Genomic DNA, 14,786 nt, shown 5'->3' with positions numbered 1-14,786 from the left:
GGCATAGGTGCGATATATGAGAATATTAGAGGCAGAAAGTTCTTCTATGAATCCAAAAGAAGTGCTTCAATTTACTGATACCTTAGTTTTTACCAAGCTAGGAGTACATTTGAATGACTTACAGAGACTTATAATTGAATCTACTTGCTCTGGTTCTCGTCAAGGTTACGAACAGATAGCCAAAACACATGGCTATTCACCAAATTACTTGAAGCAAGATGTTGGACCGAAATTATGGCAACTTCTTTCTAGTGTCTTTGGGGAAAAAGTTAAAAAGAACACTTTTAAAAGTGCGATTGAGAGACAGTTAGGTATTGTAAATCGCTTTTCTTCTTCATCTCCTGACCCAGCGAACACAAATATAAGAGAACAGCAAGAGACTTCAAAACAAACAAATTTTGCTAGTTCACTCAATCAAGATACATTAACTTTAGATGTTCATAAAAACTTGGTAAATAATTATTGCCATGATTGGGGAGAAGCTCCTGATGTTTCTGTATTTTATGGGCGTAATAAGGAGCAAAATACTCTTGAAGAATGGATAAATACCTATAATTCTCGAATCATCGGTATTGTGGGAATGGGTGGAATTGGTAAGACCCATTTATCCGTAAAATTAGCAAAAAGGATGCAGAATCAATTTGATTTTCTCATTTGGCGTTCGTTACAAAATGAACCCTCTTTAGAAGATATTTTAAACAGTTTACTGCAATCTATTCGTAAAAAAGAGAGAGTAGAATTACCTGAAAGTGTAGATGGGAAAATATCTCTTCTACTTGAATTTTTACGTAAACATCGTTGTTTGTTGATATTGGATAATATAGAAACTATTCTGTGTAATGGAGAAAATACAGGTTGCTACAAGCCAGGTTTTGAAGATTATGGTAACTTCTTCAAACTTTTAGGAGAATGTCATCACACTAGTCACTTGATCATCACTGGTCGTGAAAAACCAAAAGAACTTGCTCTGATGGAAGGGGAAAATTCATCAGTTCAATGTATACATTTAAGTGGTTTGAGTACTTCAGCAGGACAAAAGCTATTGCAATTTAAAGGTTGCTATTCTTCTGGCGAAGATGGATATGAATACCTGGTAGAGCAGTATTCAGGAAATCCTTTAGCGCTCAAAATAGCAGCAGTTGCAATTAAAGAATTATTCCAAGGAGATATAAAAGAATTTATTCAATATAAAACCTTGTTACTTGATGAAATTTGTAACCTTTTAGGACAGCATTTTTATAGAATATCTAGCTTGGCAAAATCTATTTTATACTGGTTAGCAATTCATCGCGAACCAGTATCCATAGCTCAATTATTATTAGAAATCTATCCCTCAGTTCCGCGACAAAAGGTAATGGAGACACTGAAATATTTGGTTCAATCTTCCTTAGTTGAAAATAGGGGTAATAAATTTACATTAAAACAGATCGTTATGGAATATGTTATAAACTCGTTAATTGATAGAGTTTGTGAAGAAGTTGTAACAGGGGAATTAGATTTACTCAAAACCCACGTTTTGTTGAAAATTGAAATTCATTGTTCAACCAAAAAAGCTCATATTAATCTTATAACTAAAACAGTAATAGAAAAACTAATTACTATATTTAAAAACCAAAGTGATTTAGGAAAAAATCTAAAAAATCTTCACTTAGAAATTGAGAAATATTATGAGGATAAATGTGGATATTTATATGAAAATATTTTCAATTTAATTTGTCACATACCAAATAATTTAATTGGAAGTTCACTTTATAATTACAAATTTCTCAATGACAAAGAAGCTAGTTAGTAGTACAGTAGGTCTACTTGACTTTAAGCTGGTTCAAACTCAAATAATTCACTCAGGATTGCTGATAAATAGACAATAACTTTCAAAATTATTTAAATCCTAGGGACACAAAATTAACTACAAATATTGAAGAGGTTGTTTAAATTATGCCTAGAATAATTTCTATTCATTCATACAGAGGTGGTACAGGTAAGTCGAATTTAACAGCAAATATAGCTGCAATAGTTGCTCGTAAAGGATATCGAGTTGGTGTCATAGATACGGATATTCAGTCACCTGGGATTCATATTCTCTTCGGTTTAAATGACAACACTATAAAACACACCCTGAATAACTATCTCTGGGGTCAATGTCCTATCCGCGATGCAGTTTACGATGTTACATCTGTTCTTCAAGAGAAAGTAAACAATCACGGCAGTATTTATTTGGTTCCTTGTAGCACAAAATTGAACGATATTTCCCGTGTATTACGCGAAAGGTTTGATGTTGAACTGCTGCTAGAAGGTTTTAAAGACTTAATTAAAGACATCAAGCTTGACTATTTATTTGTAGACACCCATCCTGGTCTGACCCAAGAAACCCTGATTTCACTTACAACTTCAGATATTGTTATGTTAATACTTCGACCAGATCAACAAGATTTTCAAGGTACTGCAGTCACAGTTGATGTTGCTCGCAGGCTAAAAACACCACTACTATTACTTACGATTAATAAAGTCTTAACTGATTACGACTTTAACGATTTGAAAAAGAAAGTTGAATCAACTTATGAAGCTCCAGTCGCAGGGATAATTCCTGAATCAAAAGATATCTTGCGACTTGGTAGTAGCAGTATATTTTGCCTAACCTATCCAAATCATCCAATTTCTCAAGCCATAGATGGAATAGTTAAACATATTATTTCATAAAAAAATTCATTCACAGCTAAGTTTAATTAATTTATGCCTTATACACGAATAGTAACTGGTAAAAAAACCACTTTATCTAAAAGTTTCACTTTATTGATGTTGCTAATTTTTGTTGTTGGAATTAGTTTGAGTGGTATAACTTTAGCTCGTGTTTTAAATTCAAAAGCACAACATGAAGTTGCTTCGACTGCAAATGTAGTTATGGATATTTTGAGTTCTGCTCGTGATTATACAAACAATGAACTTGCTTCTCAACTTCAAGAACGTATAAAAGCTAATGAATTTGTACCTCAAGTAATTCCTTCTTATAACGCAAAAAGTATTTTTAAAATTCTACATCAAAACCATTCATCCTATGCAGAATATAAATATAAAGAAGCAATGCTCAATCCCACTAATCCTGAGGATAAGGCAAATGAATTTGAAAGGAAAATAATTAAGCATTTTACTCTCAAACCAGATATTCCACAGATTGAAGATTTTACTTTTCTTAAATCTGGAGAAAAATTTTTTTATACTGCTTCTCCTATAATTATTAAAGACTCTAGCTGTCTTAAATGCCATAGTATTCCTGCTGAAGCTCCAGAAGAAATGATTCGCTTATATGGGGCTAATAATGGTTTTGGCTGGAAATTAAATGAAGTTTTAGGAACTCAAATAGTTTATATTCCAGCTAATATTGTTATGCGAAAGGCTATTCAAGCATTGTTATGGGTATTAGGAAGCATAGCCCTTATTTTTGCAATTACTATTTTTGCAGCTAATTTTTGGCTAAAAAGATATGTTGTTAACCCTGTTAGGGAGGTTGTTGAAGTTGCAGAAGCTGTGAGTATAGGTAATATGGATGCTGAGTTCAAAAGTGCATCGAACAATGAAGTTGGTATTCTTGTAGAAGCTTTTACAAGAATGAAAGTTAGCTTAGTAATGGCTCTTGAAAGATTAGAAGAATATCGTTTAGGAAATCGTCGAAAAGATGATTCCAATCGTAGATAAATTAAATAATATACAGCATTATAGATTTATGAATAGGCAACAATTACGCGCTCGTATTTTAGCTGAATTTGGTGCAAGTGATTCAGAAGTTACAGAACTATTGAATTACAACGAAAATATTTTTGAAAGTCATAAATGTAAACTTCCCCAAACTTTTCCTCCAGTACCAGAAGCTCATATTGCAGCTTGGGAAAAATATGTGATAGAGGCTGAAGAAATAGGGTCACACGAAGTCTTAAAAAATACTTTTGTACAATTACAATTTCCCATACTATCGGGTATTAGCAAAACAGAAGAATATCGTGCTGCAACTCGTCAAGGAGGATTTGCGAGTATTAGTAAAAACGTTGTAAATATAGTTTTTAAAGAACCAGAAAAATTACAAATAAAAATACACGAAACCCTTGCAGGCTTTATTCCCGTAATAATTGCTGGAAACCGTCAAGATTTTGTAACTTTAGTGCAAGCAATTACCAAACAGAATGAACCGCAACCGGTACCTGACTCAATGGGGGCTTGTATTGTTAGTGGCTACAATAACTGGAATCGTATTTACCAATATCAAAAACAATGGAAAGCACAACAAAATAATGACTCTGAATCGGAGTGGTCGAATGAATTTAAACGTTTGATCCCACGCAAAGAATTATATCAAGATAAATTTATTATTCTTAGCACTGGTCCCTACAGCAATGTACCAGCGAACAAATTAGGATTAACCAAAATGCAATGGCAGCAAATGTCTTTAAAAATTCGCTTAGAGCATGAATGCACCCATTACTTTACTCGCCGCTTTTTTGGATCTATGCGTAATAACTTATTAGATGAATTAATAGCTGATTATCGAGGTATTGTAGCTGCTATTGGTAGCTATCGTTCTGACTGGTTTCTCCATTTCATTGGTTTAGAATCATTCCCCAATTATCGCGAAGGAGGTAGATTACAAAATTACCGGGGAGAACCTCCACTCAGTGAAGGTGCGTTCAAAATTCTTCAAACTTTAGTCGTATGTGCAGCAAAAAATTTGGAGAATTTTGATAAACAGTTTTTTGCTCAGTCAAGAACATTAGCCAACGAACTTTCTATGCTATTAACATTATCAAAATTAACACTAGAAGAATTAGCAAGTTCACAAATCACCCACACCCTTCTATGATGAGGGTTTTGCTCGAAGTCTATCAAAACAATATCTTAAAAAGAAAGGCATATGATAGAAACTCTACTGAAAAAATTAAATGATAGTGATATTAATTGGATAATCTCTAATAGTCGGAAACAAAGACTTAGTCCTGATGATATACTCATCCATCAGCGACACCAAGCTGAATGTTTATACATAGTTTTAGAAGGTACTTTTAGCGCTATTATCAATAGGAATCCTAACAGTACTTTAGCTGGAGTTTTCGCTACTCTGGAAAGTAACGACGAGTTAGAAGAAGAAATAGGGCGTTTTTTTGCTGGCGAGGTTTTAGGTGAGGCTTCTTTGCTAAATTTTAGCCCCTCAGCAACTACGGTTAAAGCTATAGAAGATTCTGTTGTTTTATCCATATCTAGTCGTGACTTACGAGCAAAACTACGGCAAGATATTGGTTTTGCTTCTCGCTTTTACCAAGCAATTGCCATTTTACTTTTAGAGCGCTTTGAACGCTTGGTTAAAAAATTTACAAGTCGTCGTAACGTCAAAATTCCAGCACTGCAAGATGGTCCGATGCTTTTCGGGGAACTCAGCGACAGTGATGTAGATTGGATTATCGAACACAGTTACTTAGAGACTATATCTCCTGGTACTGTTTTAATTCGTGCGGGTAGAGCAGTGGAAAATATATACATATTAATACAAGGGAGTATGTCTGTATATTTTAAAGAAGAAAATACGCGAACCCTTACTAATGTTTTTTCATTATTAGAAACCTCTCCTGAAGAAGAGTCACCAGGATATGAAATAGCCACATCTTCTGTTAGCGAGATTATTGGCGAAACGACCCTTGTTGACAATCGGTTACCAAATTATACGTTTACAGCCCTCGAAACTTCCAAAGTTTTAGTAATTAAAAAACAACTATTATTTGTAAAACTTCAGCAAAATTCGGCGATTGGCGCTCGTTTTTACCGACTAATTTCAATACTAATTTCTGTTAGGTTACAAAGCTTAATTAATCGTCTTGGATACGGTAGAAGTTCTTACGGAGTAGGGCACAGACTATCAGAAAACTTGCAATATGACGATGAAATTGATGTGAACTTAATGGATAACCTTTTTACAGGAGGTGCAAGATTTGACTGGATGCTCAAACGCTTAAAAGTTTTATCTTAGTTAAAACATAAAAATACATAATTAATAGTCATGGTATCTCAAAGCAAACAACTTTTTCGTCAGGAATCACTCGAACGCTTATCTTCTCCAGAGAAACTTGACCAAATGATGCAAGTGGTTAGTCCCAAAGCCTGGCTACCACTAACGACAATGGGATTTTTAGTTACTTCTGCTTCTATCTGGAGTGTTGTTGGTCGTATCCCGATGAATGTTAATGGTCAAGCTGTACTAATTCGACCCCGGAATGTAGTACCTTTTAAAGTCATAAATGAAGGTCGAATTTTAACGTTGAATATTAAGCCGGGAGATAGAATTAAAAAAGGAGATGTTATCGGCACAATTGACGTACCACGAATCAGACAACAACTACGTCAAGAAGAGTTTAAGCTGAGTGAACTGCTTACTCAAAATAAACAAACTGCCGAACTGGATAAACAAAAACTTGTTTTACAACGTAATAACTTACTGAAACAGCGACAAGATTTAATGAACAACTTGGAAGCTACTCAAAAATTCAGACCTATCCTACGAGAGAAAAGTCTTGAATCTATAGCTCAAAGACGTTCAAGTCTCCAATTGACTTTAAAACAAGCGAGAAAATTAACACCCAAACTCAAGCGACGCATCGAGATTCGTCAAGCTCTCAGAAAAGAAAAAGCAATTAGTGAAGATATATTATTGCAAGCAGAGCAACAATTGGACGAAAATCTTACTAAAATCGCTGAGTTAAAAGCTCAAATTAAAGAGAACGATCGTCAAGAAACTGATGCAGAATCTCAAAACTTACAAAATCTCAACTCTATTCGACAAATTAATACTCAAATTGACCAGCTTGACGTCCAACAAGCTCAATTAAATCAACAACAATTAGAAAAAAGTATTCAAAGAAAAAACCAAGTTAAAGAAACTAGACAAAAAATAGAACAACTGCGTTTAGAACTCAAAAAGAAAAGCAAAATTGTTAGCGGATACGATGGTCGAGTTTTAGAAGTTCCCATTGCTTCGGGTCAAGCAATTGCTCCTGGTTCACGTCTTGCATCCATCGAAATTGTTGATCCCAACGCTAAACTGATGAGCGTTATGTATTTTGCTGACAAAGATGGTAAACAAGTTAAACGCGGGATGAATGTACAAGTTACTCCCAGTACAGTTAAACGCGAGCGTTATGGTGGAATACTTGGCAAAGTAAAAGAAGTAACTCCGTTTCCCGTTACAAATCAAGACATGACAGCAGTCATAGGAAATGAAAATATTGCTAACAATATTGCCCAAACCCTTTCTAATAGTGGTGGTTCTGCTGTACAAATTTTTGCAGAACTGGAGAGGGATTCCAGCAACCCTAGTCGTTTTCAATGGTCTTCTTCTGAAGGACCTGAATTAAATATATCACCTGGTACCACCGCACAAGTACGGGTGCAAATTGGAGAAGTTGCTCCTATTTCTTATGTAATTCCTATCTTCCGTTCTTTAACTGGTCTTCAGTAGCACCAAACTCACAAAAACATACTTTAATATTGCATGAATATATAATTCTTATGAATATTAGTAGTGCTTTCGAATCTGTTAAATCTTTTTTTAAAAATCAACCGAATCGCGTTCGTACTCCTGCTATCCTCCAAATGGAAGCAGTGGAATGTGGTGCTGCTTCATTAGCAATTATACTGGCTTATTACGGTCGCATTGTTCCCTTAGCCGAACTACGGAGCGAGTGCGGTGTTTCACGGGATGGTAGTAAAGCCTCAAAGGTGCTTAAGGCCGCAAGATTTTATGGCTTAGAGGCTAAAGGATTTAAAAAGTCTTTGCAAGACTTGAAAAATTATAAGCCACCCTACATTGTTTTTTGGAACTTTAACCACTTTTTGGTTGTAGAAGGTTTTGCTCAAGATTACGTTTATCTTAGCGATCCAGCGACTGGTCGTCGTAAAATCACTTGGAATGAATTTGACCAAGCTTATACGGGTGTTGTTCTCTTCATGGAACCAGGTTCCCAGTTTAAAAAAGGTGGTCGAAAAAAGAGTATTATGGCTGCTTTGGCTTCTCGTCTTCAAACCTCCCAAACTGCAATTATATTTTGTTTAATTGCAGGGGTTGTATTGACTATACCAAGGTTAGCTGTACCTGCTTTTTCTCAAGTGTTTGTCGACGAAATTCTTGTAGCAAATCGTCAAGAATGGTTACGACCAATGCTTTGGGCAATGTTGTTTACAGCTTTAACCCAAGGATTGCTCGCACGTATGCGGTTTGTTTACTTGCGGCGATTAATGGTTAAGCTATCGGTTGCAATGTCTGGTAATTTTCTTTGGCACACCTTGCGATTACCTATTGGATTTTACGCACAGCGCTTTACGGGGGAAATCAGCAGTCGAAATGAACTCAACGATAAAGTTGCTGAGGTACTTTCAGGAAGTTTGGCAACTACTATTATTGATTCTTTAATGATAATTTTTTACGCTCTGATTATGAGCGTTTATGATTGGCAATTGACATTATTGGCTATTTTTTTTGCAGCCTTAAACTTTTTTGCACTGCAAACATTATCACGCAGTCGTGTTGATGCCAACATGAGGGTTGCTCAAGAAACTGGAAAAGTTGCAGGTGTTGCCATTGGTGGTATCCAATCAATAGAAACAATCAAAGCCAGTGGTTTGGAGTCGGACTTGTTTGCTAAGTTTGGTGGCTATTACGCGAAAATGTTGAACGCTCAACAAGAATTAGGCCTACCTAGCCAAATTCTTTCAAATTTACCAGTCTTTTTAACATCATTAGCAACAACTTCTATTTTAGTCGTTGGTGGTTTCAAGGTAATGGGTGGTGGTTTGAGTATTGGGATGTTAGTTGCTTACCAAACCCTTACCCAAGAATTTCTCACACCAGTTAATAATTTAGTAAATTTCGGTAGCACACTTCAAGAACTAGAAGCAGATCTAAACAGACTTGACGACGTGCTGGAAAATCCTCTCGATCCAGAGTCAGAACGTACTGTTAGCAAAGAGATTGATAATCAAGGTTTTATTATTCAAAAAGATTCATTTCAGCTACAAGGTTATGTAGAACTACAAAATGTCAACTTTGGTTATAGTAGTTTGGAACCACCACTAATCGAAAATTTAAACTTAACTATTAGACCGGGTCAACGAGTTGCATTTGTTGGAGGTAGTGGTTCTGGGAAGTCCACCGTTGCCAAACTCGTTACCGGTCTTTATCCAGTTTGGGATGGAAAAATTCTCTTAGATGGTACACCTAGAAACCAAATTCCTCGTTCAATTCTGGCAAATTCACTGGCAATGGTAGAACAAGATATCTTTGTATTTGCGGGAACAGTCCGAGAGAATCTTACACTTTGGGACCCAACAGTACCAGAAGAAGACATAATGCGCGCTTGTCAAGATGCAGTAATTCATGACCTTATATTAAATATGCCTGGAGGCTATGACACTCAACTAGCAGAAGGTGGTGCAAATATGAGTGGGGGACAACGTCAACGATTAGAGATTGCCAGAGCTCTAGTGAGAAATCCAGCAATCCTAGTACTAGATGAAGCTACAAGTGCCCTCGACGCAGAAACAGAATTAATCATTGACCGCAACCTAAGACGACGGGGTTGTTCCTGTATTGTCGTTGCCCACCGTCTAAGTACCATTCGCGACTGCGATGAAATTATTGTTCTAGAACGTGGCAAAGTTATACAAAGAGGCACCCACGAAGAACTACGTCATCAAGGTGGAGGATATGCTCGCTTGATCCGCAGTGAAGAAGCTTAATTTTCTCCTTACTAAAAGTATTCGCTTCTATCCAGAAAATTTGAGAATCATTATTGATGTTTTGCTTTCATAAAACTTAAAAGTTAAGCTTAAAATTAATAACTCATGGTTGAATTAAATTACTGTAAATTAACTCAACAACTTAAAGGCAATCAACCTTTACTATTAGATGACCCCCAAAAAATATGGTTAGTCAAATCAGGTACATTAGCTCTATTCGCCACAAAAGTTACTGATGGAGAAGCAAGAGGTAACCGCCATTACTTATTTAGCGTTGCTGAAGGCGAAGTTTTATTTGGTACCCAATTATTTAATGAATGGGGTATTTTAGCAGTAGCTATCGAAGAAACCGAATTTTTACCATTACCAATCAGCGATTTTTTTGCTGAAGTAGCAAAGGCTGACCCACGAGCATTAACTTCTTTAGAAGATTGGATTAAACATTTGGCAGATGCTATCAATGACAATTTGCTACAGTTGCCTATGAATTTGGTACAACCTGATAAGTCGCGCTACTTATCATTACAAAATCAACAGATGCTTTCTCCTCCGACCAATCAAGTTCTTTGGGTGTATTTAGCAGATAATAACGCTAAATGGATGAGTATTGATAACTTGGAATTAAAAGATAGTTCCGGGATTTTTCCGTTAGCCTACCCAATGTGGATAGAGGCAGAAGATTTGCTGGAGGTAAAAATTTTTCGCACCTCAGAGTTGGATGATTTTGAGCAGTTGTCCAGCAGTTTAATGAAGTTACATCGCTATTTTTTGAACTACCTAGATCTAAGAATCGATCAAAAAATAGAGGAGGATTTTCAACGTTTTCAACAACGACGAAAACTTAATCGTCAGGTAGCACAAGTAGCTTTAGGTCAGTTAACAGATGTATTAAATCCTCAAAAATCTGGCTTCTTCCAAGAAGGGACAGCATTATTGATTGCTGCAGGAGCAGTGGGTCGAGCGATGGGAATAAATGTTAACCCTCCTGCTCAGTCGGAAGATATGGGTAGAGTTAGCGACCCTTTAGAAGCAATTGCTCGGGCATCACGATTTCGTACTCGTCGCATTTTGCTGCAAGGAAATTGGTGGCAACAAGAACAAGGACCATTACTGGCTTATACTCAAACTGACAAAAACCCTGTAGCATTGCTGCCGCACAAGGGAAATCATTATTTTTTATTTGACCCAGAAACCCAGACTCGTAGATTAGTAACTAGAGCGATCGCGCAAACCCTGTCACCGGAAGCGCAAATGTTCTATAGACCTCTCCCTCTAATAGTTCGTAATGCTCTAGAGCTATTTAAGTTTGGTACCTGGGGAAATACAAAGTCGATTATAGGGGTTGTGGCGCTTGGCGTGCTAGGAACTTTAATGGGTATGATTACCCCCCAAGCAACTGCAATGTTGGTTAATGATGCGATTCCTGATGGCAATCGAACCCAGTTATTACAAATTGGTTTGGGTCTATTTGCAGCAGCCATCGGAAAATCTGCATTTCAGATTGCTCAAGGTATTTTGTCTCTGCGGGTAGAAAATTCAGCCGATGCAAGCTTACAACCGGCTGTTTGGGATAGATTGCTTAATCTCAAGCCAGCTTTTTTCCGCAGTTTCTCTTCTGGCGATCTGCTAAGTCGCTTGTTAGCAGTTAATAACATTCGCAGTAAGCTCAGTGGAGCTACACAACGTAGCCTTTTAAGTGGAGTTTTCTCGCTGTTAAATTTGGCACTAATGTTTGTTTACAGCCTACAACTAGCTTTAGTGGGTATTGGCTTAACCCTTATTGCAGTAATAGTTACTGTTTCATCAAGCTTTTTGCTTATCCGTAAAAATCGTAAGGTAGAAGCCGCAGATGGTCAGATCAGCGGACTAGTAGTGGAATTAATCAACGGTGTATCAAAATTAAGAGTAGCAGCAGCAGAGGAGCGTGCATTTGCTGCTTGGGCAAAAAGTTATAGTAAACGAGTCAAACTCACGGCAGGTATTGCAAGGATTAATGACAGCGTATCAGTATTTAACGAAGCCCTACCTTTAGTCAGTTCGATGCTGCTGTATTGGTTCGCTATTATGTTTATCCAAATTGCTCAAGGTAGTGGAAATGGGTTGAATATGGGTACATTTCTAGCTTTTAATTCAGCTTTTGGAACTTTTATAGGTGGTGTTACTGACTTAAGTAACACATTAACTGACATTTTAGATATTGTGCCATTATGGGAACGAGCCAAACCAATTGTACAAGGAGTCGTAGAAGCTGATTCTTCAAGTGCAGATCCCGGTCGCTTAACAGGGAGAATTTACTTGGACCACCTCACTTTCCGTTACCGTGAAGATGGACCAATGACCCTTGATGACGTCAGCATTAGAATAGAACCGGGAGAATTTGTTGCTTTTGTTGGTCCTAGTGGTAGTGGGAAATCAACTATATTTAGATTGCTGTTAGGATTTGAGACACCTTTAAGCGGTACAGTTTATTACGATGGTCAGGACTTGTCGGGGTTAGATGTTCAAGCTATAAGGCGACAGTTAGGGGTAGTGTTGCAAAATGGTCGGATCAATTCTGGTTCAATATTTGACAACATTACCAGTGGAGCTTTAATAACTTTAGATGAAGCCTGGGAAGCAGCGCGTATGGCTGGATTTGCAGAAGATGTTGAGCAAATGCCAATGGGAATGCATACGGTTGTTAGTGAAGGTGGTACAAATCTTTCTGGGGGACAACGACAAAGGTTACTGATTGCTCGCTCAATAGTACTAAAGCCAAAAATTATTCTCATGGATGAAGCTACCAGCGCCCTCGATAACCGTACACAAGCAATAGTAACTGAGAGTTTAGATAAATTAAATGCTACCCGGGTAGTTATTGCTCATCGTTTGAGTACCGTTCGCAATGCTGATCGAATATACGTGATTGAAGCTGGTCGCTTGGTGGAATCGGGTACTTTTGAAGAACTACTTGAACAAGGAGGATTATTTGCTCGACTTGCAGCACGCCAGATAGAGTAGAGAGAAGTTTATAAGCATTGGTAGTGCCAACCAATGTACATTGGCAATTCGTAATTCGTTACTCTCTTCCATAAATAACCTAAACTCCTGTTTTACTCTGTGGCTTGTTTGAATAAATCTTTGTGCTGCTTTTTCTGCTTTCTGGGGTTTATTTTTTTCTTGTTGATATGTTTCGCTCTGACTTACGCATTAACTCTATTCTGACTTACGCATTAACTCTATATAGATAAATGCTTCATTTGAGCAAGCATTATATAATTGTATAGCAGACTGAAACCTTGCATTAAGCTTACTTTCTAGTCTGCTATAAACTTTTAGGGATATTTCCGCAATGAATGATGGTGCTATACTCCATGCCATTTGTATCACCTGCGGCGACATTATCCTAAAGACCTTTAAATGTCTGTAAAAGTGAGTTAAGAAACTACTGCAATTTCTGTTAATACCTTTTCAGAAAAATAACAAAATTTGAGGAAAGAAAATATGGTAGTAGTAAACGAGTAGTGATTTTTGGGCTATTTCTACTTATACACAACAGCCTACACCAACTCACATCACTACTTCTACTGGACTACCAAAAATATTAAACCGACATCTGGATAAACAGATAATCGGTTTAAGGAGATATGAAGTATAGAAAGAGAAACTTAAGTCAGTTATAAATTACAGCTTAATCACCACTAATAATATCTGGTAACCACAAAAGTATTAATAACATTAAAGAAACTACAACTAAGCCAACACTAAATTGTATTGAATTATCCATATCTAATATTCCTGGTATAAAACGACTAAAGTAAATATTCAGAAGTTATGAATATTTACTTTTTTGGAAAAAACTTTTTGATTCGCTGCTTTTTATTTGGTGTTATTTTAAATCAATCAGGGCTAACAATCTTTTTGGAAAAAGTTTCCATTCTGGTACATCCTGTGCAACTTCTCGAATTATTAATTCTGCACAAGGAAAATCGAACTTTTTGCATAAACTAACCAAATCCACAACAGTTGCATACCAAAGAAAAGGTGTATCGACACGCCCTGAAGCCAGAAAGCAAGAAGTCTTTTCCAAAAATGATGCAGGATTATTATTTGCGATCGCTTGTTTTAATCGAAACCATTGATAAGATCTCTGGTGAAGACAATTTTTATTGCTAGCTGATAACTGTAGATGATGCAAAGTTATCGCCAACAGATCGTTAATAGTTTGAGTTTCCTTTCCCGCCAAAATCAGAGCAATTTCGCTAGTTATTTGGGAAAATGTCGCGGCTAGCACTTTTTCTGATTGAGATTTCAAGCGTTCTCTACCCCACGAACCAGAAAAAGGTAAAACTTCTAATGTTCCTGATAAATAACCTAGTAAAGTCGAAGCGATCTCCATAGCTCGCCTAAAGTCTCCACGACAGGCTTCGGTACGCACGAGATTATGTAATAACTGAATACGATGAATAACCATAATCTCGTAATCATATTCTTCTTCTAAAACTAGATCTATTCGTAAAGCATTAAACATGCGGATATAAACCTGTTCGAAATTACCTCGGCGATAGTCTAAATAGGCTTGTGCTTGTTCTAGAAAAGTTTCATGTAACAGCTTACCTTCACATGAAAGTGAATTAGCTTTAAGGGGTGTACGTGCTTCTGCAAATAATCGTTCAGCTATGCCAAATTCTCCACGACGAACAGCCATCAATGCATTTTCGCGAACATGGGCTGTTTGTTGTAAATGTGACCATTCTGGATGTGACAGACGACTTTCGATTTTTGTATATAGGGGATGAGTAAAAGAGTCTCCATATTTACTTAAAACCAATTCTATCGGTTTAACACGTCCAATTCGATACTTTTTCAGTGCAGTCTCAAAATGTTGATGATTTACCTTAAGATTATCTTTATTATGTTTGGATAGTTGTGTTTTAAACATGCTTTTCTCTACAATTTATTTAGGTATATAGGACTAGTATTTGATTTCTGAAAAAACTCCGTACATCTGGAGAGATAGAAAATCAAAGGTAGTATTTCGA

The 14,786-nt window shown here is 36.7% G+C and carries 9 protein-coding genes; 8 read left to right on the top strand and 1 reads right to left on the bottom strand.

From position 1 onward, the window contains the following. Positions 1-16 precede the first annotated feature (16 nt). The 8 genes from BC008_RS39335 (at position 17) to BC008_RS39300 (ending at position 12,765) form a co-directional block, all read left to right on the top strand. Positions 17-1,789, top strand: coding sequence for an NB-ARC domain-containing protein (locus tag BC008_RS39335; protein WP_058184549.1), 1,773 nt, complete (start codon positions 17-19; stop codon positions 1,787-1,789). 146 nt (positions 1,790-1,935) lie between these two features. Continuing rightward, positions 1,936-2,697: a MinD/ParA family ATP-binding protein gene (locus BC008_RS39330; protein ID WP_027843186.1), complete on the top strand. Its 762-nt coding sequence runs from the start codon at positions 1,936-1,938 to the stop codon at positions 2,695-2,697. 33 nt (positions 2,698-2,730) lie between these two features. Then, complete coding sequence (locus tag BC008_RS39325) at positions 2,731-3,690, top strand: Tll0287-like domain-containing protein (protein WP_058184547.1); 960 nt, start codon at positions 2,731-2,733, stop codon at positions 3,688-3,690. Between the two features lie 28 nt (positions 3,691-3,718). Beyond that, on the top strand, positions 3,719-4,846 hold the full coding sequence (locus tag BC008_RS39320; protein WP_027843184.1) for a DUF7005 family protein: 1,128 nt from the start codon (positions 3,719-3,721) through the stop codon (positions 4,844-4,846). 51 nt (positions 4,847-4,897) lie between these two features. Beyond that, on the top strand, positions 4,898-6,004 hold the full coding sequence (locus BC008_RS39315; protein ID WP_027843183.1) for a cyclic nucleotide-binding domain-containing protein: 1,107 nt from the start codon (positions 4,898-4,900) through the stop codon (positions 6,002-6,004). A gap of 30 nt (positions 6,005-6,034) precedes the next feature. Continuing rightward, a complete protein-coding gene (locus BC008_RS39310) occupies positions 6,035-7,489 on the top strand; it encodes an NHLP bacteriocin system secretion protein (protein WP_027843182.1) in 1,455 nt (484 codons plus the stop codon). Positions 7,490-7,539: 50 nt separating this feature from the next. Beyond that, positions 7,540-9,765 (top strand): NHLP family bacteriocin export ABC transporter peptidase/permease/ATPase subunit, encoded by a 2,226-nt coding sequence (locus BC008_RS39305; protein WP_027843181.1) that lies wholly within the window; start codon positions 7,540-7,542, stop codon positions 9,763-9,765. A gap of 105 nt (positions 9,766-9,870) precedes the next feature. After that, positions 9,871-12,765 (top strand): NHLP bacteriocin export ABC transporter permease/ATPase subunit, encoded by a 2,895-nt coding sequence (locus tag BC008_RS39300; RefSeq protein WP_027843180.1) that lies wholly within the window; start codon positions 9,871-9,873, stop codon positions 12,763-12,765. Between the two features lie 868 nt (positions 12,766-13,633). On the opposite strand, the gene BC008_RS39295 is transcribed toward BC008_RS39300, so the two are convergent. Continuing rightward, entirely contained in the window at positions 13,634-14,686 is a 1,053-nt protein-coding gene (locus BC008_RS39295) for a hypothetical protein (protein WP_058184544.1), read from the bottom strand. Positions 14,687-14,786 lie beyond the last annotated feature (100 nt).

It is taken from the genome of Mastigocoleus testarum BC008 (assembly GCF_001456025.1).
Lineage (GTDB): Bacteria > Cyanobacteriota > Cyanobacteriia > Cyanobacteriales > Nostocaceae > Mastigocoleus > Mastigocoleus testarum.
This window is presented reverse-complemented; position numbering and strand designations above follow the sequence as displayed.